The organism is Luteitalea sp., from assembly GCA_009377605.1.
Taxonomy (GTDB): Bacteria; Acidobacteriota; Vicinamibacteria; order Vicinamibacterales; family Vicinamibacteraceae; genus WHTT01.
Genome location: WHTT01000006.1, coordinates 37,254 through 62,206, shown reverse-complemented (window position 1 = coordinate 62,206; position 24,953 = coordinate 37,254). Strand labels below are relative to the sequence as shown.

The following is a 24,953-nucleotide window of genomic DNA, read 5'->3' as shown; positions in this document are numbered from 1 at the left end:
CCGCCGCGACTTACACACCCGCTGCTTCTGTGATGGAAACGAGGAACTTGCGGAGCGCGGGAACGCCTCCTTGCGCCTCGCGGTGCACCCGCTCGTAGTCGAGCAGGGCATAGCCGTGCGCGATCCGGTTACGCAGGCCAGCGGCAGCACGCAAGGCCGTCGCGGTGTCGCGGTCGATCACGCTGCGATCCGCAAGGACGTCGAACGCAGAGCCCGCATCGTCCGGCTCAGCCCATCCTTCGTCGGCCACCCAGTGGGCGGCTAAGTCTATGCACTCTTGAATGGAGAGAAAGAGATAAAAGAGCGACAGATCCCGCGCTTTCGGGTCGGACTGGAACCTGTCGAGGGGCGCGAGCAGTGTGGCGGCTGCCTCATTGAGCCACGCGCGTGCCCGGGCGGCCTTCGTCACCACCACCTCACGACCGACCACGCGCCGCCTCCTCCTTCAGTCGTGCGGCCATCACCTTGTGCATCATTCGTGCAGTCGGTGCCCAATCCCACCAGTCGATCATCGCGTGGGCGCGAAAATCGGCCCACGTGTGGCTGCTGCGTTCGACCAGCACCACGCCGTCTCGAGCGATTTCGAAACGGAGAAGTGGAGGGGCTGCATCGAGCCAGATGACGTCGACCGGACGGCCAACGGCTCGCTCGAGGGTCACAGCCAGCAGCGATGTGGGCTCAGTCTTCCGATCGAGCAATATCCCCACATCGAGGTCGCTGGCGAGCCCGGCGGTTCGTCTCGCTGCCGATCCGAAGAGGACAGCGAGCCGCACGCCTGACATGGCCCCCAGCACACGCTTCAGGGTGTCGACGCTCGACATGGCAGCGATTCTACAACGCAGGCCGGTGTTTCCAAGTGACACCGCTATCTCGACGGCCACTTCTCGTCCGCACCAGGAGTCCGTGGCAACGCAGCGTTCCAGTGCCCAGTATACGCCGCGGACTCCGAGGCATTCTCCGACCTCGACGGGCGTGCTATAGTTCTCCTCCCGAACTATAGCCTGCACGCTGATCGCGCTGCCGACATGCGCAAGATCGATCTGACCAATTTTCACGTCGCGACCAGTGAGACCGCGCGCGACATCAACCGCCGGATCGTGCTCAACTTGATTCGGCGGCATCAGCCAATTTCGCGAGCCGATTTGGCTCGCGAATCGGGGCTGCAGCGGAGCACCGTCTCGGCCATCATCGAGCAATTGATCAAGGAGAAGTGGGTCGCGGAAGGCGCGAGCGGCTATCTGCCCCGCGGTCGACGGCCGAGATTTCTTCACTTGAACAGGGAGCGCGTCGGCATCATCGGCATCAACATCCGTCCCATCCGGACCACGATTGCCTTGGCCGATCTGGATGCGCGGTTCATCACCCAGGAGTCTCTCCCGACGCCTTCGAATCCCGCGCAGGCCATCGACGCATTGTGCGCGCACCTCCGTCGCCTCATCGAGGCGCACCCCGAGATTTGCTACGAAGGAGTCGGCGTGAGCGTGCCAGGGCGCATCGACCTGGCGTCGCAGCGGTTGGTGTTTGCGCCGAATCTCGCGTGGAACGGCGTGGACTTGAAGGGGCCGCTCGAAGCAGCCACGAAGCTGCCGGTGGCGCTAGAGAATGCGGCGAACGCCTGTGCGCTCGCAGAGCTCTGGTTCGGCGAGCATACCGAGAGCGTACGGAACCTCATCGCTATCACCGTGTCGGAAGGGATCGGCGGCGGCATCATCCTGAACGGCCAACTCATACGAGGCTCCACAGGTGTCGCAGGCGAGTTCGGCCACATCACGCTGGTCGAGGAGGGCCTTCGGTGTCGGTGCGGCAACCAGGGGTGTTGGGAGATGTACGCCTCGAACTCTGCGGCCGTGCGCTATTACGTTGAGGCAACCTCTCGCAACCGTCGCAGAGACTCCACGGCGACGGCAAAACGGCAGCTCCCGACGTTCGACGATATCGTCCGTCTCGCGGACCAGGGCGACGCCAGAGCGTTGTCGGCCATCGACCGCCAAGCCCACTACATTGGCGCCGGGGCGGCGCTGCTCGTCACCGGCTTGGCGCCGGACGTCATCGTGATCGTGGGCGAGGTGACGCGCTTCTGGAACCGGATTGGGGCCGCGATCGAGAACGTGGTCAAGCGGCACACGTTCACCCACGCAACGACCCGTATCGTGCCGACCGATGCCGCCAGCCAGCCCAGGCTTCGCGGCACGATCGCCCTGGTGCTTCAGAAGCACTTCGGTGCCCCGGCTCTGATGTGATGCTGCCAATGACCTCTCCCTCTCTTTGGCTCGCGAGATACGTGCCTGGCATGGTCGTCGTGCTTCTCGCGCTGTCGGTGAGCGCTCGAGCGAGCGCTGAAACCGGCTACGACCTCTGGCTCCGCTATGCCCCAATCGAGGAGGCGCCCTTGCGCGACAAACTGCGACGGCAGGTCGAAGATGCGGCCGCGTGGCGCGACAAGTGCCTCCGCTACTTCCAGCGGTTCAGCCGGCAGTCTGTTCCGGCGTTTCGCGATGCTCCTGCTCGAGAGGCGCCGCCGATGTAACGCCAACTGGGATCACGAGTCCTGGCGACCGGCCAACAGCGGCTGCCGACGCTTGCACAGTTGAAGCGGCAGTCCCCATGGGTCGCGCAACATGAGGAGGCGTGAGCCATCCGCTTGGCGCTGTTCCTCGACGAAAGTGGCGCCGGCGTCCAGCAGTGCCGACTTGGCCGCGTCCGGGTCGTCCGCCTCGAACGCGAGATGGAATCTGAGCGGATGCATCGACGGGTAGTCCGGAATTGCATCCGCTGGATTGTTGTAGATCTCGACTACTACTGCTCCGCTCGTATCCGCCAGAAAATGAATGCGCGCAGGGGTATCGACCTTTCGCACGATGCGCATTCCCAGATGCTCGATGTACCAGGCGGCCATTGCCTCTGGCTCCGAAACGTTCCAGGCGACGTGCTCGACTCTCAAGGTTGGCATGCAGTCTTACTCCACGGAACCGCGCAGTGATGCGCTCATGTCCTGTATCCGCTCAATGCGCAGGCCACGATCTTCGATCGGTGTCGATGTGTCAAGTGAGTGGGATGATTCGGACATCGGCCACTTCGCCTTCCCGCATCGTGAGACGCGCGACGCTCGGGATGAGATCGAAGCGGCGTGGCCCGGCCGCTCCTGGGTTCACTACCCAACGCCTGCCGGCACGGTGGATCAGGGCGCGATGGGTGTGCCCATAGATCAGAACAGCGGTCGTCTTCCTCTTGCTTACCGAGAAAAGTCGTCGTATGCTGTTCTCGGTAACCGAGTGAGACAAATATGAGTAGACCACCTGATCTGGTTCAAGGCACCCTTGACCTTCTGATTCTCAAGATCGTGGCCCTCGAGCCGCTCAATGGCTGGGCAATCAGTCAGCGGCTGAAGCAGGTCTCGCGAGAGGTCCTGCAGGTGAGCGACGGATCGCTCTACCCAGCGCTGCACAAGCTCGAACAAGAGGGCTGGATCAAGGCCGAATGGCGGGTCACGGAGAACAACCGGCGCGCCAAGTACTACTCGCTGACGCGGCCCGGTCGCAAGCAGCTCGAGCGCGAGACCGCCAACTGGCAGCGCTTGTCCGGCGCGATCTCTCATGTGGTGAAGCTCAAAGAGGCGTGAGCCATGGGTCTGGAGCGCTGGCTCTACACGTTGCCGCTCCGGCTGCGCACACTGTTTCGCCGCGGCGAGGTCGATCAAGAGCTGGACGAGGAGCTTCACTATCACCTCGAACAGCAGATTCAGGAGCAGGTCGCGAAGGGGCTGATGCCGCAGCAGGCGCGCACAGCCGTGCTGCGCGCCTTTGGTGGGATGGAGCGACGCAAGGAGGAGTGCCGCGACATGCGACGCCTGAACGTGGTCGAAACCCTGTGGAAGGATCTCCAGCACGCCGTGCGCGTGTTGCGGCGGAGTCCCGGCTTCACCGCGATTGCGGTCGTAACGCTTGCGCTCGGGATCGGCGCCAATACGGCCATCTTCAGCGTCGTCAATGGCGTGTTGCTGAAGCCCCTTCCGTTCCACGAGCCGGATCGCCTGGTTGACGTGTCGCACGAGCATAACAGCCACGGCCCCGGCACGTATTTCACCTACCGCGACAACCACCAAGTCTTCGAGGACATTGGTGCATGGAAGACCAACCAGGTCTCGATCACCGGGCGCGGTGAGCCGGAGCGTGTTGAGGCGCTCTCCGTCTCAGATGCCACGTTGCCGCTGCTGAGAGTCCAATCTGTTCTTGGCCGTTTCTTCGGCGAAGAGGACGAGAGGCCGGGCAGTCCGGCGCGGGTCGTCTTGACCCACGGCTATTGGCAGCGTAAGTTCAGCGGCGCCCAGACGATCATCGGTCGATCGCTGATGATCGACGGCATGCCCAGCGAGATCGTTGGCGTGCTGCCCGCTTCTCTTAAGTTCCTGCGCACCGATCCCGCGGTGCTGCTGCCGATGCAGATCGACCGTGCGAAGGCGAACAACGGAAGCTTCGACTTCCAGGTTCTGGCTCGGCTGAAGCCAGGCGTCACGCTGTCCCAGGCCAATGCCGACGTGGCGCGCATGATCCCGCTCCTCCCGCCGACCTACCATGCCTACCGCTTACAGCCGAACATTCGTCCACTGGCGCAAGACGTGATCGGGGACATCGGGCGCATTCTCTGGATTCTCTTGGCCACCGTGGGCTTCGTCTTGCTGATTGCCTGTGCGAACGTCGCGAATCTCTTTCTCGTGCGCGCCGAGGGGCGCCAGCAGGAGTTGGCCATCCGTGCGGCCCTGGGCGCGAGTCGTGGGCGCATCGCGCGGGAGCTGCTGTCGGAGAGCCTGATGCTGGCGCTCGCGGGCGGCGTCGTCGGCCTGGCGCTCGCCCAAGCCAGCATCGGCGTGTTGAGGAGGTTGGCGCCGGCGGAGTTGCCGCGCGTGGATGAGATCAACATCGATCCGATGGTGCTGCTCTTCACGGTGGCGATTTCGGTGCTCACGGGTCTGATGTTCGGCCTCATTCCCGTCCTGAGATTTGGGACGCCGAGCGGGACGGCACTCAAGGAAGGTGGCCGATCGGCGAGCGACGCGCCGGGGCGACACCGGACGCGCAATGCGCTGGTCGTGGCGGAGGTCGCGCTCGCCCTCGTGCTGCTGATCGTCTCGGGACTGATGATTCGGACGTTCGTTGCCATGCGGCAGGTCGAGCCCGGCTTTGTGCGCCCCCACGAAGTGCAGACGTTCCGCATCGATGTGCCAGAGGCCCTCGTTAGTGATCTGCAACAGATGGCGCGGACGCACGATGAGATCGCCCAACGGCTGCGGCAGGTACCGGGCGTCGTCTCGGTCGGTCTCTCCTCCTCGATCACGATGGACGGCGAGAACAACACCAATGCCATCCACGTGGAGCACGTCCACGTGCGGGACGACGAGCTGCCGCCACACTACCGTTTCAAGTCCGTGGCGCCTGGCTACTTCGAGACGATGGGGAACCGGCTGGTGGCCGGACGCACGATCACCTGGACCGACATCTACCAGGTCAGGCCCGTTGTCGTCATCTCCGAGACTCTGGCACGTGAGTACTGGCGGGAGCCATCCGAGGCACTCGGCAAGCGTGTTCGGAACAGTCTCGAGTGGCGAGAAATCGTTGGCGTCGTCGGCAACGAGCGTGACGATGGCCTGAATCAGCCGGCGACCGCCATGGTGTACTGGCCGCTGTTGAATGAGAACTTGTGGGTCCGTGGTGGAGAGCGGATCCCCGGTTACATGACGCGCACGATGGCCTACGCCGTGCGGTCGACCCGCGTGGGCTCGCCCGGCTTCCTGCGCGAGCTCCAACAAGCCGTCTGGTCCGTCAATCCGAGCCTGCCGTTGGCGAACGTGCAAACGCTCGATGAGATTCAGGCGGAGTCAATGGCGCAGACGTCCTTTGCCATGGTCATGCTGGCCATTGCCGCGAGCGTAGCGCTGCTGCTCGGTGTGGTGGGAATCTACGGCGTGATTGCGTACATCGCCACGCAGCGGACGCGCGAGATCGGCATCCGCATGGCGCTCGGCGCACAGACCGGCGATGTGCGTCGTCTGTTTCTTCGTCACGGGCTCGTTCTCACGATGATCGGCATCGCGCTCGGCAGTGGCGCGGCCATGCTGCTCACTCGTGTCATGTCAGCGTTGCTGTTTGGCGTGGGTCCGACGGATCCGGTGACGTACGTGGCTGTCGGAGCAAGTCTGACGGTTGTGACGCTCGTGGCGACGTATCTTCCTGCCCGACGCGCTTCGCGTATCGACCCGATTATCGCGTTGCGGTCGGACCTGTAGGCCCGACCTTCAGGTCGGGCGCAAGACGAGCCGCGACGCATGAGGTGTCAGCCGCCGGCAACGTCACGATCGTGGCGCGAGACTCCGCTTCTCGGACAACGCGGCCGCATTGACGCAATAGAGCGGCGATCGGCCGTCGAGCACGGCAGCGACGTCGCGGCACACCGCTGCCACGATGCGCGCCTGTGCCTCGACGGTGAAGGCGGCGATGTGCGGCGTCAGGACAACGTTGTCCATCGCGTTCAAAGACGAAGAGGCCGGCGGCTCGAGCGCCCGCACGTCCAGCCCAGCGCCCGCAATCTGGCCGCTCTGCAGCGCCTCAACCAATGCGGGCTCGTCCACCTCGTCTCCCCGCGCCAGGTTCAGAAACAGCGCCGTCGGTTTCATCATCCTGAATCGATCGGCGTTGAACAGCTTGTGCGTTGCAGGTGTGCTGGGGAGGTGGCAGCTGACGACATCGGCGCGCGCGAGTAGCTCGTCGAGGCCGACGAGCTCCGCGCCACTCTCAGTGACGGTCACCGCGTCGGGGCTGATAAAGGGATCATGCGCCAGCACGCGCATGCCGAAGGCCCGCGCGCGCATGGCCAGAAGAAAGCCAATGCGGCCGAAGCCGACCACGCCCAGTGTCTTTCCATAGAGCTCGATGCCCATGAAAGCACTGCGCGCCCATCCGCCCGCGCGGGTGTCGCGGTCGGCGGTGACCACGCGTCGCGCCAGCGCCAGCAGCATGGCCATTGCCAGCTCCGCGACGGAGCAGCTGTTCTGATCCGGTGCGTAACATACAGCCACGCCGGCCTCGGTCGCCGCGGCAACGTCGATGTTGTCGAGCCCTGTGCCGGCGCGTCCAATGACCTCCAAGCGGTCAGCGGCACGGATGACATCGCTGGTCACCCGCGTCTGATTGCGCACGATGAGCGCCCGAGTGTCGGCTAGGCGATTCACCAGCAGCGGCTCGTCGCGCCAGAGCTCCGGCTCGACCGATACGCTGTAACGGTGGCCGAGGCTGTCGAGGTCCGGGCCAGCGAGCGACTCACTCACGAGAATGTCGGGCATGGTGGCGAGTACTAATCACGATTCACGGGATCAACGGCAGCCGTCTCGGCGTCGTGCAGCCGGAGCGCGAGCTCGAATCGCTCGCTCAGCTCGTCGAGCTCGCGCACGGTCGCGTCGCTGAGCGACACACCGGTGTGACGATTGGCTTCGGCCCTTCGCGACGAACGCTCACCCGGCACGAGAATCTCTTTGACTCCCGGGCGCCGCCGGCAGGCTTTGACTCGATCGATGGTTTGATCGATGCGCTGCCTGAACACTGCCGCGTCGGTGAACGCGGCAATGTCGAGCAGGCAAAAGAAATGTCCGACGTCTTGCGGGCGGTCGAGGTTCTTGTACATCGAGCCGATGTCCGGCCCGATGGCGGAGCCACTGAGCACACTGGACAACAGCTCGACCATCAGCGCCAGGGCATAGCCTTTGTGGCCCGCCATGGCCAACACCGTTCCCGCCAGAGCAGCGTCGGTGTCGGTGGTGGCATTGCCCTCCGGATCCAGCGCCCATCCGTCGGGCAGACGCCGGCCCTCGCGGCTTGCCGCGATGATGTTGCCACGCGCCACGACCGACGTCGCAAGGTCAACGCTTACCGGCCAACCCTTCCCCGTGGGAAAGCTGGCGGCGATGGGGTTGGTTCCGAAGAAGGCTTCGCAGCCCCCTTCAGGGCTCATCGCTGGCTCGCAGCTCGTCGTGGCAAGCAGGATCATGTCCCGATCGGCCGCCCAATTGCAGTAGTAGCTCAGCGCGCCGAAGTGCTGCGAGCGGCGGATGGTGGCTGCGGCGAGCCCATATTGTTGTGCCAGTGGCGCCAATTGCTCCAGTGTTCGAATTGCCTGAACCTGCCCCAAGCCGTTCCCGGCATCGACCACCAGCACGCCTGGGCGGCGCTGCTCGATCTGTAGCGCTGCGCGGGCGTCGATTTGTCCTAGCTCGATTCGCCGGAGGTAGATCGCCAGTCGCGAGACGCCATGCGTCGAGCGGCCGTGCAGGTCCGCGTCTACGAGGGCATCTGCGAGAATGGGCGCATCGACGTCCGGCACGCCAGCGGCCTGGGCGATCGTGCCGACGAGCGTCCGGAGCGCGTCAGGGTTGTAGCGTTTTGTCGTCATCACGTAAGTGGGGACGGCTGAGGAGCCAGGCTTCACCGTGCGTCAGCGGCGGTCTCTCTGTACCAAGCCATACGTCGTGCCGGCAGATCATCCAGCGCGTCACGGCTTCCAGCGGCGTGCGTGTCCAGCCGGGATGCGTCCAGAGACAGACCGTCCCGCACTCGCCACCGAGCCGCGCGTTGAGCACCACGTAGTGCTGCACGCCTGGGCAGTCGAGGACGTGCCGATCGACACCAGTATCCACTGGCACGAAGCTGGCGAGCACGACTCGTGGGCGATGACGACGCAGCGCCTCGTCTACCGCAAGCGGCTCAACCTGCGTCTCGGTTCGCGGCGGTGGCCGGAGGTCTGTCGCGGTCACCGCAAGACCACGGCTCCCCAGCGCGGCGGCGAGCGCCGCGTCGCCTGCACAGATCTCGACGACCGGTGACTGGCCGAGTCGGCGCAGCGCCGTCGCAAGGGCATCGACGAATTGGACGCTCAAGGCGAGATAGCGACCCGCCTCCACGCATCGAGCCAACCACCCTTCGGCTTCTTCGGCAGCCGCGAATGCCGCGAGCAGCTCGGAGTACGGGGCGACTATTGGGTCCGCGTCCGTCATTGCCGCTGTCAGACGCTCGGTCCGCAGCGTGTGATCGCAAACGCGTTCCATTCCCGCAGCGCTTCTGCCTTGGTCATCTTGCCGTCGCAAATGTCCAGCACCTCATTGAGCAGTCGCTCACCTGCCTGATCCAACGTGGTGCCGTCGAACATGTCGCTGACGTTCACGTCGGTCGTTTCCTCCATCCGGCTCCAGGACTCACGGTTGCCCGTCAGACGCATGGTGATCATGAGCGGATGGTTGATGGTGTGCCCGCCGCCGGTGGCAAAGCTCATGATCTGAGCTCCGGCGGCGGCGATTCCTGTGATCGACTCGCCTCCGTGGCCGGGTGTATCCATCAGCCAAAGACCGCCCTCCCGGCCAATGCGCTCGGCGTAATCCACTGCTCCGACGATCGGCGTAGTGCCCCACTTCATCATGGCGCCGAGTGACTTCTCCTCGATGGTGGAGAGGCCCCCGGCCATGTTGTCGCCCGTGGGCTGGCTGCCGCGGAGATCCACGCCGCAGGCGAGAATCTCGCGTTCCATCTTTGCGATATAGCCCAAGAGCTTGTCGGCCACGGCTGGCGTCTTGGCCTTTTCTCGGATCAGCTCTTCGCCTCCCATCATCTCGGTGGTCTCGGCGCCGACGACACGCCCGCCAGCCTCGATGATCCGGTCGGCGACCCAGCCCACGCAGCGATTGTGGGAGAGGCCGCTCGTCACGTCGCTCGTCCCGCAGTTGATGCCGTACACGAGCCGGTCCAGGGTGACTTTGTCGCGTTGCTGCCCAGTGATCGTGCGGTTGAGCGCGACGGCGAGGTTGGTCGCCTGCGCGGTTGCCTGCACGACGCCACCAGCGTTACGGATGTTCACCACTTCGACGGGCTTGCCAGTCTGGGCGATCTCGTGCGCGATGGCGTCAGCCTCGCAGCCCGCCTCCTTGAAGTGATCCACGACGATCACCGCACCCGCATTGGGATTGATCCCGTGGCCGACGAGCGTGCGGAACGTTTGCGCGAGATCGGGCGCGATCTGGCACCGGCCCAGGGGATGCACGATTGGAATCGTGTTCTGAACCGTATGCGCCACACGTTCACACGTGGGGTTGGCGTAGAGCGTGCCGCTCAGCAAGAGCACATAATTCCGTATACCAACCTGCCCATCGTCTCGCACGTAACCATAAAAGCCGTCTCGCATCGTATGACTCCTGCCGAACACTCAACTCAAGACTCAGAACTCACGACTTCAGATCCCCTCTTCCACGATTGGACTCGATGTTGTGAGCGTGCACGTGCTGGCCACGTCTGATCGGCCGGCTCGCCTTGCCGATGATCAGCCCGTATTTGACGATCGGCTCGCCGGTCTCGATGTCGCGTCGCGCCAGCTTGTGGTTGGACGGCAGGTCGTCAACGAGGTCGATCGTCTCGATCTGGTCCTGTCCCTCGACGACGCACTGGACGCGCTGGCCGCGCTGCCCTGGACCAATGAGGTTGGCGACGTTGTCGTCCGGATGAACAATCAATGCCCGGAGCATGGTTTGTGGCTCGGCTGCTACCTGTGTCATGCCTGGATGTCTCCAAACCGGTCTCGTAACGTATCATCGTAATACGTAATATCTTCGCTCTGAACTGATCCGCGATCATGGGCTTGTGAGCTCTTGACAGTGGCGAAGAGCCATGGAAGGATACTCAGCGAAAACGTTTTCGTTATGACGACAGCCGATCGCGACACCCCGGATTACGAGCAGCTTCACGGTCAGGCGCTGCTCTTGCGGAAAGACATCATCCGCATGCTGGGCATCGCGGGATCGGGCCATCCGGGCGGCTCCTTGTCGGCCATTGACTACATCACCTATCTGTATTGGTTCCGGCTCCGCATCGATCCCGCACATCCTGACTGGGCGGACCGGGATCGCTTCGTGTTATCGAAGGGACATTGCGCACCAGCCTGGTACGTGGCCCTGGCCGCACGCGGGTACTTTCCTCGGGCCTGGCTGTGGACGCTGCGGGATATCGACAGCCGCCTGCAGGGCCATCCGGACATGCTGAAAACGCCGGGTGTGGACATGACCAGTGGTTCCTTGGGGCAGGGATTCTCCGCCGCCACTGGCATCGCGCTCGGTGGGAAGCTGCAGCAGCAAGACTTCCGCGTGTACGTGATGCTCTCCGACGCTGAGTTACAGGAGGGCATCGTCTGGGAAGCCGCGATGGCCGCCAGCCACTACACGCTCGATAATCTCATTGTCTTTGTCGACGACAACAAGCTCCAAACGGACGGCTTCACGGCCGACATCATGAGCCCCAATCCAATCGCGGAGAAGTGGAGAGCGTTTGGCTTCGAGACCTATGAGATCAATGGTCACGATCTGGCGCAGATCCACGACGCCGTCGAGCGCTGCCAAGCGCGCGAGGGCCGCCCGCATGCCATCGTGGGCGATACGATCAAGGGGAAGGGCGTGCCGTCGCTCGAGAACCAGGTGGACTCGCATTCGCTGAGCAAGCCGCTGACCGAGGCGGAAATGGCGCATCTGCTGGCCGAGCTGGAGGGAGGATGATCGAAGCGCAGCCGAACCGCGCGATGTACGGGCAGACACTCGTGGAGCTCGGCGAGCAGGATCCGCGGATCATCGTGTTCGAGGCCGACATCGCGAAATCCACGAACACGTACCGGTTCGGCGAGCGGTTTCCGGAGCGGTTCTTCAACTGTGGCGCCGCCGAGCTCAACATGGTGTGTATGGCCGCCGGCGCCTCCACGATGGGGCTGATCCCGTTCGCCAGCACGTTTTGCATGTTCGCGAGCATGCGCGCGTGCGAAGCTGTCCGCCAGTCGGTGTGCTACGCCAAACGGAACGTGAAAATCGTTGCCACCAACGCCGGGGTGGAGATCGCCGGTGACGGCCCCTCACATCAGGCGGTCGAGGATCTCGCCATCATGCGGGTCATGGCGAACCTGATCGTGCTCTCGCCCTCGGATCCGGTCACGACGCGTCTCGCGACGCGCGCCATCGCGGCCTACGTCGGGCCCGTGTACATGCGGCTTGGCCGGCAGGTCGCGCCTGTCCTGCACGCGGAGGAGACGCCCTTCGAGATCGGGACGATGATCCGGCTGCGCGACGGCGGCGACGTGACGATCATCGCCACCGGCAACATGGTCGAACAAGCGCTCATCGCCGCAGACGAGTTGTCGCGGGCTGGCGTCGAGGCCCGGGTGCTCGACTGCCACACCATCAAGCCGATTGACCGCCAGGCGATCGTGCACGCGGCGCAGGAGACCGGCTGTCTGGTCACCGCCGAAGACCACTCCATCTACGGCGGTCTCGGCGGTGCGGTCTCCGAAGTCGTGGCCGAGACGTGTCCGGTCCTGGTGCATCGGGTGGGACTTGCCGACCGGTTTGCCAGCTCGGGCCGCGACTACAAGGCCCTCCTGCGGCACTTCGGCCTGCACGCGGGTGCGATCGTCGATCAGGTCCAGCAGGCGCTATCCAGACGAAGAGCGTATTCTCGTGATCTCGCGTCGCCGCTTCGCAGCAGTGAATGGGGGTGAGCGGTGCCTGTCGTGCAACAACAGTCTCCTGTCGAGCGCCTCCCTGCCTTCGTTGCAGCGCTGCTCCTGGCTGGTGCCTGCACCGTCTACGCAGAGATCACGTGGCAGAGTAGCGCCGCGCTGCGCTTTACGCCCAATGCCACCCTCGCCTCTGCACCCGGGCTGGAGTGCTATAAGATCGAAACGGCCGTTGCGACTTACTATCTAGAAAAATCCGGCGCCGGCCTCGCCGCTCTGATCGACAGCGACGGCCATGACTGGATCGGCTTTCGTCCCGAACCCCGGTCGGGGCCCGCCGGCGAGTTCCGCGGATTTCCCAACGCTGTCCACCGGCAGGCCGGCAACTACTTTCACCCAAGAAATCAAGCTACCGACCTTTCGAGGACGGACGTGGAGTACGTCGGTCCGGATCGTGTGACCATCTCCGCGACCTCCAGAAACGGCGTCTGGGCGTCTCGCTACGATTTTTTTCCGACGCACAGTACGTTCACGATGACGAAGATGCCGTCCACCAACAAATACTGGGTGCTCTACGAGGGCACACCGGGCGGGCAATACGATGACACCGATTGGTGGATGACCTCGGCCGTCAAGGAGCGGCAGCCGATGACCACGAACCACGAGGGCGACATTCCCGCGCCCGAGTGGATTGTCTTCGGTGATGAGAAGCTGCAGCGGGTGCTCTTCCTCGTGCATCATGAAGACGATGAGCATCCGGACCGGTTCTATCAAATGAAGCGGCAAATGACGGTCTTCGGTTTCGGCCGGAGCGGCGGCGACAAGTTCCTCGACTTCGTGCCGCAGCGTGTGTCAATCGGGTTTCTCGAAACCACCGTTCCTACGGTAATCAGCGCCGCGCTCGAGCAGAAGTGGCTCACGCCATGATCGCCGCGGAGAGCCGGTACACCAGGCTCAGAAGATGAGCTGCGCGCTGAACTGGATCGAGCGCGGTCTGTTCGCGGTGCTGCTGACCTGACCGAAGGCCGCGCTCGTCACCGAGCCATTCGGCGCGGCGAACTGCGGCGTGTTCGTCACGTTGAAGCTGTCGACGCGGAGGCGCAGCCTGTACTGGTCCAGGAGCGTAAAATTCTTCGTGAGCGTCAGGTCGAGGTTCTTGAAGCTGTCCGCACGAACGTCGGGCTGCCTGCGTCCCACATTTCCAAACGTGAACGGCTCGGCCGGCGAGAACACGCTCGTATCGAACCACTGGTCGATATCGGGGTCGTCCACCTTGGCACTTTGCCCGTTGTTCACGGCGGGACGTCCGATTGCAACTGGGAAGCCAGTCTGGTACGTGCCAATACCGCTGACTGTCCATCCACCGAGGATCGCCTCCAGCGCCGGAGGCATCCCGTCGCCGAAGGGCCTGCCGCGACCAAACGGTAATTCATACACAGCGCCGAAGACGAGGCGGTGCGGTACGTCGAATGCGGAGAGCGAACGCTCGAGGTCGCGATTGTAGTGATCGAGCGGGCGCGCGTCGAAATCGTCGATCGTCTTTGAAAAGGTGTACGACGTGAGGAAGCTGAGGCCTCCCGACAACCGCTTTTCGGCGCGGAGGGTGAACGCGTTGTAGAACGAGCTCCCGGCCATGACGCCCGTGCGAGAGACAGAGGTGTAGTGCGGATATGGCAGGAGCAACTGACGGCGGGACACCTCCGGGTTCGACAGCTCGCCCTGCTCGATGATGCCGTAGAACGGATTCGGCACGAGCTCGTCCAGCTCGCTGCCCAGCTCCAGATATTCGTTCGGCAGCTGGTTCTCTTGCCACCCGTTCCGGTTCTCCTGTTTGAGCGCTCTGCTGCCCCAGTACGCCGCCTCGACGAGCAGCCGGTCTCCGAGCTGTCGTTGGACCGTGAGATTCCACTGCTGCGTATAGCCGACGCGTTCGTCGCGCGTCCAGCCGGAGATGCCTTGGCCGGTATTGACCAGGGGATCCCGATCGCCGGTCGGCAAGTTGAAGCCCTGCGGAAAGGGGTCGCTCAGCGTATAGAGCGGCGTGATGCCGTTGTCGAGCGAGGTCACCCAGCTCGTGACGCCGTTGTACCCTGCATACACGTTCGCATCGTATGCCGCAATCCACTGTGGCGCGTAGAAGACGCCGTAGCCAGCCCGGATGGCCGTCCGGTCATTCAATCGGAAGGCGAGGCCGATGCGCGGGGCGACGTTGTTCTTGTCCGTTTCGAGCAAGTTGCGCGAGCTCCCGTCGGTTCCCACATACCCCACGAGGCCCGTGAACGGAATGCCCACTTGCTCCGACAGCGGGTTCGGCGCGTCCAGGTCGAGGAAGGCCATGCGGTCGTCGCTCTCGGTCTGGCCGACTTCGAGGCTGTAGCGGAGACCCAGATTCAGCGTGAGGCGGGGCGTGATCGTCCAATCGTCCTGGAAGAAGAACCCGTAGTATTGACGGTTGAGCGTGAACGCGTCGGTGTGCGTGAGCGATCCGCCAGAGCCCATGCCGAGGAGCAGCGAGGCCACGCTGTGACCCGCGGTCGCGCTGGAGCTCCGTGGATCAGGACCTTGCGTGAAGTTGCGATTGAATTGGAAGGTCCCGGCCGAGTTGAGATTTCGATCCAGCTGGAAACGCGGGAGACGATAATCGAACCCGGCTTTCATGGTGTGCCGACCGGCGAGCTTCGTGACGTTGCCCTGGAACGAGAGGGTGTCGCGAATTTGGTCGTAGAACCGATCGCGCCCCAAGTTCTGTGCATCCGTCTGATTGACCTTCGGAAAGAAGGGGACCGCAGTCTCAACGTAGCTCTGCGGAAATCCTAGTTGCGAGATATCGAACCCGAACGACGGCGAGATCTCCGCCGTGTGGTGCCGTGCGAAGGATGCCCGTAGCTCGCCCGTCATCGTCGACGAGAAGGTGTGCATATCCGACACCATGAGGTTCCACGAGATGTCCGTCGGCGCGCCCGTATTGGCTGCCGGGTTTCCGGGCTCAAACGTGTTCGCGGCGACGCGCGTGTCCTTCCGATAGGAGACGCGACCGGAGAGGCGGTTCCCGGTGCTGAAGTTATGATCGACACGCGCACCGTAATTGTTCATGTTCGCCGTGCCGTTGTTGATGCTCACGTAGTTGTTGGTGTTCGTGACGGGATCCCCGGCGACGTTGGGCTCCGGGTAGTAACCGAGCACCGCCTGCCCAACGGGGTCCAAGCGGTCGGGTGGAATCACGTTCCCTGAAAACGGTGACCGGACGCGCTGGCCATCTGGCAACCGCTGCAGGCTGGCCGGGTCATAGATCGTGATCAGCTCGCCGTTCGGCCCCCGGGTCTCCGAGAAGTCGCCTTGCCGCTGGAGCAGCGTCGGAACCGTGGAGGTGAACGTGAACGGAATGGCCTGGCGAAGACCCTCGTAATTGGCGAAGAAGAACGTCTTGTTCCGGCGAATCGGCCCACCGAAGTTGCCGCCAAACTGGTCCCGGTTCCAACTCGGCGGGTCCGGATCGCCGGAGCGGTTCGAGAAGAAGTCACGGGCATCGAGCCCGCTGCTCCGGTGAAACTCGTACACGGTTCCATGGAGCTCATTGGTGCCGCCCTTGGTGACGATGTTCACCACACCCCCGGTGGTTCGACCAAACTCGGCCGAAAAAGCATTCGCCTCCACCTTGAACTCCTGCGTCGAGTCGACCGGTGGGATATAGGCCATGTAGCCGCGGTCGACGCTCGTGTTGGGCGCGCCGTCGAGCAGCACCTCGTTGGACAGTGTCTTTCCGCCGCCGATCGAGAAATCGGTGGCGTACTGGTCGCGGCCACCCTCGATATTGCCCGCGCCGACGCCGTCTGCACTAAATTGTCCCTGTGTGGTGACGCCGGGCGACAGGGTGACGAGCAGCATAGGGTTTCGCGCGTTGAGCGGCAGCTCTTCGATCGCACGCTGGTCTACCACTTGTCCGAACGACGCGCGCGTTTCGAGCAGGGGCGCCCCTGCCGTCACCTGAACCTCATCGGTCACCTGGCCGAGCATGAGCTCGACGTCGAGCGTCAGACTCGCGGCGACCGGTATGGTGATCGGCTCTCGAGCATAGGTCTCGAACCCGGTCTGCTCGACCACAAGGCGATAGCGCCCGGGCTCCAGGTTGAGGAGACGGTATGTGCCTTCCGCGTTGGCGCGCGTTTGCTGGGTCACGCCGGTCTCGAGATTGACGATCGTGACGGTTGCCTCGACCATCGCGGATCCTGTCGGGTCGGTAATGGTGCCGGACAGGGTGCCGCGGTAGGTCTGAGCGGCTGCGGATCCAAGGAGTGCCAGCAAGCTCACGCAGCCGGCGAGCGTACGTGCGGACCAAAGAGTGGACATCCCTCACCTCTCGAAAAAAACAGCCAAAGCGTCCCCGCGTCGCCCTGCACAAGCCTCGAGTGACGGGAAAGGCTCGCCGCGACAACTGTGGACCGGCATCGAAAACGTTTTCGATAAACTAGCACAGCGTCGCGTGTGATGTCAACAAAGCGCGCAATCAACTGCAGGACGGCTAGCGCTTCCGCCGGCTCGACTCGCGGATCACCATCGTCGGTTTCACGAGCACGCGCGTGGGGCGCCTACGGCGCGCGTCTGTGGCGAGGGCCGTCGAGCCGCGTTCAGCGAGCGCCAAGATCAGATCGGCGGCCTGGGCGCCGACCTCGGCGCTCCGCTGGTCCACCGTGGTGAGCGGCACGCGAAAGAGATCCGAGTAGTGCATATTGCCGGCGCCGACGATGGCTACGTCCTCCGGAACTCGCAGTTGGGAGTCCAGGACCGCCTTCATGGCTCCTGCCGCTACCGGGTCGTTGTAGCAAAACACGCCGTCGGGCGGTGGCTTGGCCTTGAGCAGGCTCTTCATGGCCCAATAGCCGGCCTCATCGTCGCCGGTCCCGCCAGCGACGTAGTGGGGGTGCCGCGTCAGCTTGTGCGCAGCGAGCTCGGCACGGTAGCCCTCGACCCGGACGATCGCGGTCGACACGTCAGGCCCGCGCAGGTGGGCAATCCGTGTGCAGCCTTGCTCAATGAGGTGCGCGGTGGCGAGGCGGCCGAGCTCGCCGTCGTCGGTCCCCACGAAATGCGCCTCGTAGCCGGCAAACTCACGGTCGAGCAGCAGCAACGGCAGGTTGCGCTTCTCGAGCGGTTCCAGGAACTCTCCCGCGGTATACGGCTGCGTCGATGCGAGGATCAGCCCCTCCACCTGGCGTGAGATCATGTGGTCAATCTCGCGCGCCTCCTGATCGGGGTCTTCTTGGGAGAGCGCGATCAACAGGCTGTACCCCTTGGGAGAAGCCTTCGCGGCAATCGCCTGGTACACCTCCTGAAAGAACGTGTGGCGCAAGTGGGGCAGCACCATGCCGATGGTGGCACTCCGCTGCTTGACCAGGCTACGCGCGACATAATTCGGCCGGTAGCCCAGCTCTTGGGCTTTTTGCAAGACACGGCGCCGCGTTTCGGCGTTCACGTCGCGGTAGTTCTGCAGAACTTTGGAGACGGTTACCACCGAAAGCTGCAGCTCGTCGGCGATGTCCTTGAGGCGGACGGCCACAAGTTCAATATTGTAAGCGTGTTTGCTGACGATCTGGACAGCCGCAAAGAGCGGCGATAGTGTTGGCGAAATCGTTTTCTTTCAGCGGACCGAAGCGGATGAAGCACTGAGGAGAACTTTCACCGCCTCTTTGCGCTCGAAGAGCTCGAAGCCTTCGCGCCAGCGCTCGAGCGGCAGGCGGTGCGTGACAATCCGACTCGGCTCGAGGCCCCGCGCGATCAGGCGCAGTGTGCGGTCCCAGGTGGCGGCGGTGTACCCGACGGAACCGCGCACGTGGAGCTGGCGAAACCCGATGCGATCGAAGGGCACGGTGATCTGTCGCCCGAAGTGGCCGACCTGCGTGTAGCGTCCGAGTGGGCGGAGCGCGTCGAGGCATGCGCCAGCCGACGCCGCGACTCCCGCGACCTCGAAGGCCACATCGACACCGGCACCGCCGGTCTCGGCACCGACGGCGTCCTGGAGGTTGTTCGTCTCCACATCGACCACGCGCGCGGCCCCAAGCTCACGGGCGAGGGCGAGGCGACCGCCGTCGGCCGTGGTGCCGGCGACGATGGTCTGGATGCCCTGGTGCACGAGCACGAGAAGGCAGAGCAGGCCGATAGGGCCTGGCCCGGAGACGAGCGCGATATCGCCCGGCCGGACCACCGTCATTTCGGTGACGGCGTGCACTGCGGCCGCGAGCGGCTCGACGAGTGCGCCCTCCTCCTCGGGCACGTTGTCGTCGAGGCGGAACAATTGGTCGGGGCGCACACACGCGTAGCGCGTAAACGCGCCGTGGACGCCGTGGCCCATGCCCCGGCGGTCCAGGCAGAACATGAAGTCGCCACTACGACAGTAGTGGCAGCGGCCGCACCTGATCGCCGTCGCGCCGAGCACGGCATAGCGCCCAGAACGATCGACGCCTCCGCGCACCGCTGCGCCTTCCTCGATGACACGCCCCACGAATTCGTGACCGAGGATCACTGGCGGGAAATTGGGAAACGTGTCGTGAAAGACGTGGAGGTCCGTCCCGCAGATACCGCAGTGCGAGATCTCCAGCTTCACCTGGTCATCAGTAAGGGCGGGCTCGGGCATGTCACAAAGCTCGACATGGCCGGGACCGGGTCTGGTCTTGACAAGGGCGATCATCGGTCGGCGCAGATCACAACGGCCTGAGTTCGCGGGCCATCACAGCCCTCGAAGTATAGATTGCGCCAGGGGGCGGGCGTCTTTAGCAGGTATGGAACGTCATTTCGCCTGCGTGGACGACCGCGCGACGGGTTGCTCGCGCCACGTGGTCGGCGGAACGCCGGTGTGTTGGCGAAACGCACGCGTGAACTCGTGCTGTCGCTGATAACCGGATCGGTAGGCGATTTCCTTGATGCTGAGGTTGGACTCGAGGAGCAGATTCTTCGCGTGCTGGATGCGCAGGCGCAGCATCATCTCGCGTGGGGAACAGCCGAACGCGCGCTTGAAGCCGTGGCGCAGTGAATCGTAATTTGGCAGTTCGTGGATACGCTGCTGGAACTCCGCGGGCTCGCCGACGCACGCGTTGACGAGGTGCCAGATTTTCAGCAGGTCGGGATTCAGGTGGCCTGGTGTCAGCGGAGCGAACGCCTCTTTGGTGGTCCAGCGATGCACGTTAATCAGCAGCAGGCGGAGCCAGGCTGCCTCGGCCGCGGTCTGATGTGGCGCCCGGCGGGTGCGCTCGCTGAGGATCTGAAGAAACATCCAACGAAACGCTTCACCGTGCTCCGGCAACAGATTCCAGTGGCGGCGCTCTGGATCGGCGACGTGGAGGGAAGGGAAGTCGTCCAGGAGAGCTTCCGGCGCCGTGAAGTGGACGACCCAGAAATGTGGCCGCTGGTCGGCACCGCTCCAGCCCGCGTGTCGCTCGCGACAGTGATAGAAGAGCAGTGCACCGGGCCGAGCCGGCCGCATCCTGTCGGCATAGCCGACCGTCGCCTCGTCATCGGAGAGGAAGGTGAACTCGTAGAACGGGTGATCATGCCAGTCGTAGGTTGCACCGGGCTCCGCCGCGAGACACCGCATCGACACAATGGCGGGTTCGGAAGACATTGGGACGATGAAGGCAACAGATGAGCGTGTGCGATTCGTAAGGTTAGCACGCCTCGGCGCAGACCTTCCGCGCCGGCGACAGGTTTTTCCGGCGGTGCTAACGACATGCATCCTCTTGGCCTGTTAACAGTTATGGCCTGTTTCACGATGACGAGGATGGCGTCCGCCACTCAATACTGGTGCTCCGCGAGGGCGCTCGAGGGATGTGGCTCACACGATGAAGACCGATGGCAAAGTCTCCAACGACCACCCATAGCGCCGCGACAGCCTTACGGCGCAGGCAACTGCTTACCTTCGCGCTTACGGCCGGAGCAACGCTTGCGTCTGCTGTGCAGCCCAGCCGCACCGAGCCGAGGGTCGGCCTCGACAAGTGGACCTACATCCACGCCGACGACAGCCGCGAGCCGTCAACTGGAAAAGAGAGGGGCGATTTCGGCATCGGAGTCGCCGATTCGAACGGCGACGGCTGGTTGGACGTCGCGTCGGGCCCCTACTTCTATCGCAATCCCGGCGCGGACATGACCAAGGCGCCTTGGCCACGTGTGACGTTGCCCAGCGACCCCGAGGCCGGGCCCGAGAGCGGCAGGCGCCTCGATGCGGGGCTTCTCTTCAGTGTCGATGGCAACGGCCCGGCCCGCGACATCCTCGCGCAGGCGTTGCCCAATATCGTCTGGCTGCATGCCGAAGACCCTGAAGGCGAGTCCTGGTCCGCCAAGGTGGTCGCTCAAATGCCGGCTGTCGGGCATGGGAATGGGCGCACGATCAAGCTGGCGCACATCGTTCCTGGCAACAAACGGCCGGACATTATTCTTTCCGCTGGCGGCGGTACGCATCTGCTGCAGATACCAGACAAGCCCGAGGCGGGGAGCTGGCCCATCATGAAAATCACCCAGACGGAGCACGATGAGCAGAAGGGCATCGGCATCGGCGACATTGACGGTGACGGCCACCTGGATCTCGTGCTCGGCGTCGGTATCAAGCTGCCGCAAGTCGAGTGGTGGCGCAACCCCGCTGACGGTTCGGCCAACTGGGTCAGGCATTCCATCGGCAACACCGTCAACGCGGCGAAGATGCTGGAAGCGACCGACGTCAACGGCGATGGACGGCTCGATGTGGTCGCCACTGACTCGGAAAACGAGGACAGCCACATCTTTTGGTTCGAAGCGCCCGCCGATCCCCTCAAAGAAGAGTGGGCGCGCCACGACGTTGGTCGCGGCTACAACGGTCTGGACAGCCTTTCCGTTGCCGACATGAACAACGACGGCTCACCTGACATCGTCATCGGCGAAACGAAGGACCGCCTTCGCCTCGTCATTTATGAGAACGTCAATCGCGGCACCTCGTGGAACGAGCACCTGATCGACGAGGGCAAGGAAAGTCATAAGGGCGCGTTGGCGGCGGACTTCGATGGTGACGGCGATCTGGACATCGTGAGTATCGCCTACTTCGGCTTCAAGGACCTCCACGTCTGGCGTAACGATAACGGCCGGGCGCAACGGACACAGTAGGACGGCCTTCACACGAGAGATGGGTGTTGTGAGGGCGGATACCACGGCCGTTGCCAAGAGACAGAGAAGCGCGAAGGACCATCGCTGCCGATTACTCACCGCGATTTGCGTCGCGTCCTTCACGTTGGCTGTGGGGGCACTGGGTTCACAGAGCCTGAGTCCAGCGATCAACGTATGGTACGGCCAAGAGCAACACTTCGGCCGGCTGGGCAACTCACAGCCGCGCATCAATATCCTCGGGTCGATCGCGCGTCATGACGAGGTCGAGTCGTTGTCGTATTCGCTCAACGGCGCATCAGTCAAGGCGCTCTCGATGGGCGTTGACCTTCGTCGGCTGGCTCGGCCGGGCGACTTCAACATCGAGATTGAACGCAGCGATCTGCTCAACGGAGCAAATGACGTCGTCATTCGAGCAAGGTTGCAGGGTGGCGGGACGCTCTCGTCGAGCGTTCGCGCCCATTACACGCCGGGCCGCGTGTGGCCTTTGCCTTACACGATTGACTGGTCAGCGTCGATGGCGCGCAGGATCTACAGTCGGGCTCGCTGCTACTCGTCGTTCACCACTCCGACGTCACGTTTGGCAACGTCGAGGTCAAACGCCTGTAGATCTCCCGTAGACCTGCGGCCTGTAACCGCTGAATTAGTAACGGTCTCGTAGCGCGGTCAGTGCGCGACACACTTCACCAGCTCGACGGCGTCGATCCGACTTGGAGGTTGAGCTCCACGGCCCGCCCCTGGCGCACCGACGTTGCCGCGGCCAGGCACAACCCAACCGACGACCGGCCATCCTCTCCCCCTACCGAGAGCGGCGCTCCCTCTCGGATCGTGCGGACGAGCATCGCGACCTGGTCTTCGAGCTCGAACACTTCGCCGGTGATCTTCTCGATTGGGATCTCCTGCACGTTCTCGCCGTCGAACCCCTTCAACGAAAACGTGGGATGTCGCGTGCGATCCATGGCACCGCTCCAACTCGCCCACAGCGCGCCCTTCGTCCCGGTCACCTTGACCGTTTGATGATGCTCGAACGCGGCCAGTGTCTGCGAGATGACGGCGTAGGCACCCTTCGGAAAGTGCACGATCGCGCTGAAGTTGTCCTGGAGCTCCGGGTGACCAGGCTGGCGTGAGCTCGCGGCCGCATAGACGCTCTCCGGCTCGCCTGCCGCGCGCAGATACCAGCGCGCCAGATCGAAGAAATGGATCGGCTCCTCGAGAATCCAGCTGCCAACGCGATCGATGTCGTAGCGCCAGCCACTCGCGCCCTGTCGATACGGGTTGCGCGAGAGCTCCACCAGCACGTATCGCGGCTCGCCGACGTATCCGGCATCGACCATCTCCTTCACCTTCCCCCACAGGGATGACAGCCGAAACTCGTGCCCGATCGCCAGCAACCGATCATGTGGCTTCGCCAGCGCGATGAGGTCGTCGCACTGTTGGAGCGACGCGGCCATCGGCTTCTCGAGCAACAGATGTTTTCCTGCCGACAGCACGGCAGAAGCCACCTCGTGGTGCAGATACGTTGGCAGGACGACAGCGACGATTTCGACGTCGGTCCGAGCCAGCAGCTCACGATAATCCGAGACCACGGTGGCACTCGGGAATGCCTCACGGGCCGCTTTGCAGCTGGCCTCCGAGCGACCAGCGATCGCGACGAGCTGCGCCTCGTCTGAGTGCGCGATTGCCTCTGCGTGACACCGACCCCAGGCACCGAAGCCAATCAATCCGAATCGTACTGGTGATGAATGTGACATGTCAGTCCCTGAGCTCTCTCCCTCTCGTCTCAGGGGCGAAGATCAAGACGACGATGCCCAGGAGGAATAGGAGGCTGAGCCATGAAGAGATACTCGTCAGTGAAAAGCCCAGACCGGCCTGCATCCAGCCCACGACGAGCAGCACCGGGGCGGCAAGCATGCGGCCCGCGTTGAAACAAAACCCGGTACCGGTGCCGCGGAGGCGCGTTGGGTAGAGCTCTGGAAAGTAGATGGCGTAGCCGGCATGCATGCCCAGCGTGAGGAATCCAAAGACGGGAAGCGCCACCACCAACGTGCTGACATCGTCGAGGCCCTGGAAGACGAGCAGCGCGCTCGCCACGGCACCGAGATGGTAGAAGAAAAAAGCGCTGCGGCGGCCAGTGCGTTGGGAGATCGGCCCGAAGGCAACCAGCCCGAGACCGCCGCCGGTCGTGACGAGGAACATCCCGAGCATCTCCCATCGCTTCAGGGCAGTCGCATGCCGCTCGAGGAGACGCTGGCGCTCGTGGTCGGTCAATGCGCTCCGAGCGGCGTTGGCGGCGGGCCCGTTGCTTTGCTGGGCGGTGGCGCTCGGACCGCCGCCAGCGGAGACTCCAGTCGTGGCTGCCTCGACATATTGCTGCTCGACCACGAGCCGCAGCGCGTTCTTGCCGTAGATGTGCGTGCCCCAGAACGTGGCGAGGCCGATCCCGGCCAGCGATACGCCGACGAGAGAGGGGCGTATCAGCTCGCCACGAAACAGATCGGCCAGGGCTCCCATCTTCTGACTCGGCTCGCTGTGCGCCCGCGCTCGAGCCGCTTGCCAGGTCTCAGGCTCGCGAATACTCCTGCGGATCCAAATGATCAACAGCGCCGGTACGACACCTACCGCAAATCCAATTCGCCAGGGCAGCGTTTCTGGATCGACGTACTGACCCACCCAACCACTCCCGACCTGGCGCGACCATGCGTAGAGCGCCGGGTTGCCGATCAGGAAGACACCTGCCGCCACGGCCAGATAGGTTCCGAGGACACTCGTGGCGTGGAAGATCCCCCCGGCGTGCGCCCGTGCACGTGCCGGGAATACCTCGGCCACCAGCGCACTGGCGACCGCCCATTCTCCTCCGACCCCGAGCGCCACGAGGAACCGGAACGCGGCCAGATGCCACCACTCCTGCGATATTGCCGAGAGACAGGTGAAGAAGGAATAGAACGCGATTGTCAACGAGAGGGTCCGCTTCCGCCCGATGCGATCGCTGAGCACGCCGAACAGCACGCCGCCAAGTGCGCCACCCAGCAGGAAGGCGCCAAGCGCGATGTTGTTGTACAGGCCGATTTGTCCCGAGGAGGTTCTCGCGGGCACGAGTGACGGCATCGCCTCGGTCATGGCGGCCACGAAGATCTGCCCCTCGAACGCGTCGAACATCCAGCCAAGCGACGCGACGACGAGCACGAGCCACTGATACCGGGTGACACCGTGGTACCAAGGCGCAGCATGCTCTGCCTCGGCCGATACCGCCGCGCTCACCGTGCGTGGCTCCCTCTCCATGACCCTCTATGATTCCGGAGTCTGGTCCCACGCCTGCT

General features: G+C 63.8%; 23 protein-coding genes. 8 read left to right on the top strand and 15 right to left on the bottom strand.

Annotated features, from left to right (window positions below; translation table 11 throughout):
• Positions 1-10 precede the first annotated feature (10 nt).
• Together GEV06_03255 and GEV06_03250 are read right to left on the bottom strand one after the other, a co-directional pair.
• Positions 11-430 carry a DUF86 domain-containing protein gene (locus tag GEV06_03255; GenBank protein ID MPZ16926.1) on the bottom strand — a complete coding sequence of 140 codons (420 nt, stop codon included), beginning with the start codon at positions 428-430 and terminating at the stop codon, positions 11-13.
• Complete coding sequence (locus GEV06_03250) at positions 417-1,121, bottom strand: hypothetical protein (GenBank protein ID MPZ16925.1); 705 nt, start codon at positions 1,119-1,121, stop codon at positions 417-419. The genes GEV06_03255 and GEV06_03250 overlap by 14 nt, the downstream gene beginning before the upstream one ends.
• Between GEV06_03250 and GEV06_03245 the strand changes: the two genes are divergently transcribed.
• Together GEV06_03245 and GEV06_03240 are read left to right on the top strand one after the other, a co-directional pair.
• On the top strand, positions 1,026-2,240 hold the full coding sequence (locus GEV06_03245) for an ROK family protein (GenBank protein ID MPZ16924.1): 1,215 nt from the start codon (positions 1,026-1,028) through the stop codon (positions 2,238-2,240). The genes GEV06_03250 and GEV06_03245 overlap by 96 nt on opposite strands.
• Positions 2,240-2,527 carry a hypothetical protein gene (locus tag GEV06_03240; GenBank protein MPZ16923.1) on the top strand — a complete coding sequence of 96 codons (288 nt, stop codon included), beginning with the start codon at positions 2,240-2,242 and terminating at the stop codon, positions 2,525-2,527. The genes GEV06_03245 and GEV06_03240 overlap by 1 nt, the downstream gene beginning before the upstream one ends.
• A gap of 12 nt (positions 2,528-2,539) precedes the next feature.
• Here GEV06_03240 and GEV06_03235 read toward each other — a convergent pair whose 3' ends face one another.
• Positions 2,540-2,941 (bottom strand): VOC family protein, encoded by a 402-nt coding sequence (locus tag GEV06_03235; GenBank protein MPZ16922.1) that lies wholly within the window; start codon positions 2,939-2,941, stop codon positions 2,540-2,542.
• 100 nt (positions 2,942-3,041) lie between these two features.
• Positions 3,042-3,296 carry a hypothetical protein gene (locus GEV06_03230; protein MPZ16921.1) on the bottom strand — a complete coding sequence of 85 codons (255 nt, stop codon included), beginning with the start codon at positions 3,294-3,296 and terminating at the stop codon, positions 3,042-3,044.
• Between GEV06_03230 and GEV06_03225 the strand changes: the two genes are divergently transcribed.
• Together GEV06_03225 and GEV06_03220 are read left to right on the top strand one after the other, a co-directional pair.
• Positions 3,284-3,619, top strand: a complete 336-nt coding sequence (locus tag GEV06_03225) for a PadR family transcriptional regulator (protein ID MPZ16920.1) — start codon at positions 3,284-3,286, stop codon at positions 3,617-3,619. The genes GEV06_03230 and GEV06_03225 overlap by 13 nt on opposite strands.
• Positions 3,620-3,838: 219 nt before the next feature.
• On the top strand, positions 3,839-6,280 hold the full coding sequence (locus GEV06_03220) for an FtsX-like permease family protein (GenBank protein ID MPZ16919.1): 2,442 nt from the start codon (positions 3,839-3,841) through the stop codon (positions 6,278-6,280).
• A gap of 63 nt (positions 6,281-6,343) precedes the next feature.
• On the opposite strand, the gene GEV06_03215 is transcribed toward GEV06_03220, so the two are convergent.
• From GEV06_03215 to GEV06_03195, 5 genes are read right to left on the bottom strand one after another with little or no spacing between them, the layout of a single operon-like run.
• The gene (locus tag GEV06_03215) at positions 6,344-7,333 is read right to left on the bottom strand and encodes a hydroxyacid dehydrogenase (protein ID MPZ16918.1); all 990 of its coding nucleotides are present in this window, start codon (positions 7,331-7,333) and stop codon (positions 6,344-6,346) included.
• Between the two features lie 11 nt (positions 7,334-7,344).
• Positions 7,345-8,436, bottom strand: coding sequence for an Ldh family oxidoreductase (locus tag GEV06_03210; GenBank protein MPZ16917.1), 1,092 nt, complete (start codon positions 8,434-8,436; stop codon positions 7,345-7,347).
• On the bottom strand, positions 8,411-9,037 hold the full coding sequence (locus GEV06_03205; protein ID MPZ16916.1) for a hypothetical protein: 627 nt from the start codon (positions 9,035-9,037) through the stop codon (positions 8,411-8,413). Before GEV06_03205 ends, GEV06_03210 begins: the two co-directional genes overlap by 26 nt.
• A gap of 8 nt (positions 9,038-9,045) precedes the next feature.
• Complete coding sequence (locus tag GEV06_03200) at positions 9,046-10,215, bottom strand: hypothetical protein (protein MPZ16915.1); 1,170 nt, start codon at positions 10,213-10,215, stop codon at positions 9,046-9,048.
• A gap of 40 nt (positions 10,216-10,255) precedes the next feature.
• Positions 10,256-10,582, bottom strand: coding sequence for a D-galactarate dehydratase (locus GEV06_03195; protein ID MPZ16914.1), 327 nt, complete (start codon positions 10,580-10,582; stop codon positions 10,256-10,258).
• Between the two features lie 144 nt (positions 10,583-10,726).
• Between GEV06_03195 and GEV06_03190 the strand changes: the two genes are divergently transcribed.
• The 3 genes from GEV06_03190 to GEV06_03180 are packed head-to-tail and all read left to right on the top strand — an operon-like array spanning position 10,727 to position 13,446.
• Positions 10,727-11,572 (top strand): transketolase, encoded by an 846-nt coding sequence (locus tag GEV06_03190; protein ID MPZ16913.1) that lies wholly within the window; start codon positions 10,727-10,729, stop codon positions 11,570-11,572.
• Positions 11,569-12,561, top strand: coding sequence for a transketolase family protein (locus tag GEV06_03185; GenBank protein ID MPZ16912.1), 993 nt, complete (start codon positions 11,569-11,571; stop codon positions 12,559-12,561). The genes GEV06_03190 and GEV06_03185 overlap by 4 nt, the downstream gene beginning before the upstream one ends.
• A 3-nt stretch (positions 12,562-12,564) precedes the next feature.
• Complete coding sequence (locus GEV06_03180) at positions 12,565-13,446, top strand: hypothetical protein (GenBank protein ID MPZ16911.1); 882 nt, start codon at positions 12,565-12,567, stop codon at positions 13,444-13,446.
• 27 nt (positions 13,447-13,473) lie between these two features.
• On the opposite strand, the gene GEV06_03175 is transcribed toward GEV06_03180, so the two are convergent.
• The 4 genes from GEV06_03175 to GEV06_03160 form a co-directional block, all read right to left on the bottom strand.
• A complete protein-coding gene (locus tag GEV06_03175; GenBank protein MPZ16910.1) occupies positions 13,474-16,866 on the bottom strand; it encodes a hypothetical protein in 3,393 nt (1,130 codons plus the stop codon).
• Between the two features lie 172 nt (positions 16,867-17,038).
• Positions 17,039-18,073 carry a substrate-binding domain-containing protein gene (locus GEV06_03170; GenBank protein ID MPZ16909.1) on the bottom strand — a complete coding sequence of 345 codons (1,035 nt, stop codon included), beginning with the start codon at positions 18,071-18,073 and terminating at the stop codon, positions 17,039-17,041.
• A gap of 81 nt (positions 18,074-18,154) precedes the next feature.
• Positions 18,155-19,201 (bottom strand): alcohol dehydrogenase catalytic domain-containing protein, encoded by a 1,047-nt coding sequence (locus GEV06_03165; protein MPZ16908.1) that lies wholly within the window; start codon positions 19,199-19,201, stop codon positions 18,155-18,157.
• Between the two features lie 99 nt (positions 19,202-19,300).
• On the bottom strand, positions 19,301-20,242 hold the full coding sequence (locus tag GEV06_03160) for a helix-turn-helix domain-containing protein (protein ID MPZ16907.1): 942 nt from the start codon (positions 20,240-20,242) through the stop codon (positions 19,301-19,303).
• Positions 20,243-20,358: 116 nt separating this feature from the next.
• Here GEV06_03160 and GEV06_03155 point away from each other — a divergent pair, with 116 nt between their 5' ends.
• Complete coding sequence (locus GEV06_03155) at positions 20,359-21,639, top strand: hypothetical protein (protein MPZ16906.1); 1,281 nt, start codon at positions 20,359-20,361, stop codon at positions 21,637-21,639.
• 680 nt (positions 21,640-22,319) lie between these two features.
• Here GEV06_03155 and GEV06_03150 read toward each other — a convergent pair.
• Entirely contained in the window at positions 22,320-23,387 is a 1,068-nt protein-coding gene (locus GEV06_03150) for a gfo/Idh/MocA family oxidoreductase (GenBank protein MPZ16905.1), read from the bottom strand.
• Position 23,388: 1 nt separating this feature from the next.
• Positions 23,389-24,915: an MFS transporter gene (locus GEV06_03145; protein ID MPZ16904.1), complete on the bottom strand. Its 1,527-nt coding sequence runs from the start codon at positions 24,913-24,915 to the stop codon at positions 23,389-23,391.
• Positions 24,916-24,953 lie beyond the last annotated feature (38 nt).

Excerpts from the sequence above, each read along its gene's own strand:
- GEV06_03245 (MPZ16924.1), top strand. The coding sequence starts at position 1,026 with ATGCGCAAGATCGATCTGACCAATTTTCACGTCGCGACCAGTGAGACC.
- GEV06_03250 (MPZ16925.1), bottom strand. The coding sequence starts at position 1,121 with ATGCCGCCGAATCAAGTTGAGCACGATCCGGCGGTTGATGTCGCGCGC.
- GEV06_03240 (MPZ16923.1), top strand. The coding sequence starts at position 2,240 with ATGCTGCCAATGACCTCTCCCTCTCTTTGGCTCGCGAGATACGTGCCT.
- GEV06_03225 (MPZ16920.1), top strand. The coding sequence starts at position 3,284 with ATGAGTAGACCACCTGATCTGGTTCAAGGCACCCTTGACCTTCTGATT.
- GEV06_03220 (MPZ16919.1), top strand. The coding sequence starts at position 3,839 with ATGCGACGCCTGAACGTGGTCGAAACCCTGTGGAAGGATCTCCAGCAC.
- GEV06_03215 (MPZ16918.1), bottom strand. The coding sequence starts at position 7,333 with ATGCCCGACATTCTCGTGAGTGAGTCGCTCGCTGGCCCGGACCTCGAC.
- GEV06_03210 (MPZ16917.1), bottom strand. The coding sequence starts at position 8,436 with ATGACGACAAAACGCTACAACCCTGACGCGCTCCGGACGCTCGTCGGC.
- GEV06_03205 (MPZ16916.1), bottom strand. The coding sequence starts at position 9,037 with ATGACGGACGCGGACCCAATAGTCGCCCCGTACTCCGAGCTGCTCGCG.
- GEV06_03200 (MPZ16915.1), bottom strand. The coding sequence starts at position 10,215 with ATGCGAGACGGCTTTTATGGTTACGTGCGAGACGATGGGCAGGTTGGT.
- GEV06_03195 (MPZ16914.1), bottom strand. The coding sequence starts at position 10,582 with ATGACACAGGTAGCAGCCGAGCCACAAACCATGCTCCGGGCATTGATT.
- GEV06_03190 (MPZ16913.1), top strand. The coding sequence starts at position 10,727 with ATGACGACAGCCGATCGCGACACCCCGGATTACGAGCAGCTTCACGGT.
- GEV06_03185 (MPZ16912.1), top strand. The coding sequence starts at position 11,569 with ATGATCGAAGCGCAGCCGAACCGCGCGATGTACGGGCAGACACTCGTG.
- GEV06_03175 (MPZ16910.1), bottom strand. The coding sequence starts at position 16,866 with ATGTCCACTCTTTGGTCCGCACGTACGCTCGCCGGCTGCGTGAGCTTG.
- GEV06_03165 (MPZ16908.1), bottom strand. The coding sequence starts at position 19,201 with ATGATCGCCCTTGTCAAGACCAGACCCGGTCCCGGCCATGTCGAGCTT.
- GEV06_03160 (MPZ16907.1), bottom strand. The coding sequence starts at position 20,242 with ATGCATGTCGTTAGCACCGCCGGAAAAACCTGTCGCCGGCGCGGAAGG.
- GEV06_03155 (MPZ16906.1), top strand. The coding sequence starts at position 20,359 with ATGGCAAAGTCTCCAACGACCACCCATAGCGCCGCGACAGCCTTACGG.
- GEV06_03150 (MPZ16905.1), bottom strand. The coding sequence starts at position 23,387 with ATGTCACATTCATCACCAGTACGATTCGGATTGATTGGCTTCGGTGCC.
- GEV06_03145 (MPZ16904.1), bottom strand. The coding sequence starts at position 24,915 with ATGGAGAGGGAGCCACGCACGGTGAGCGCGGCGGTATCGGCCGAGGCA.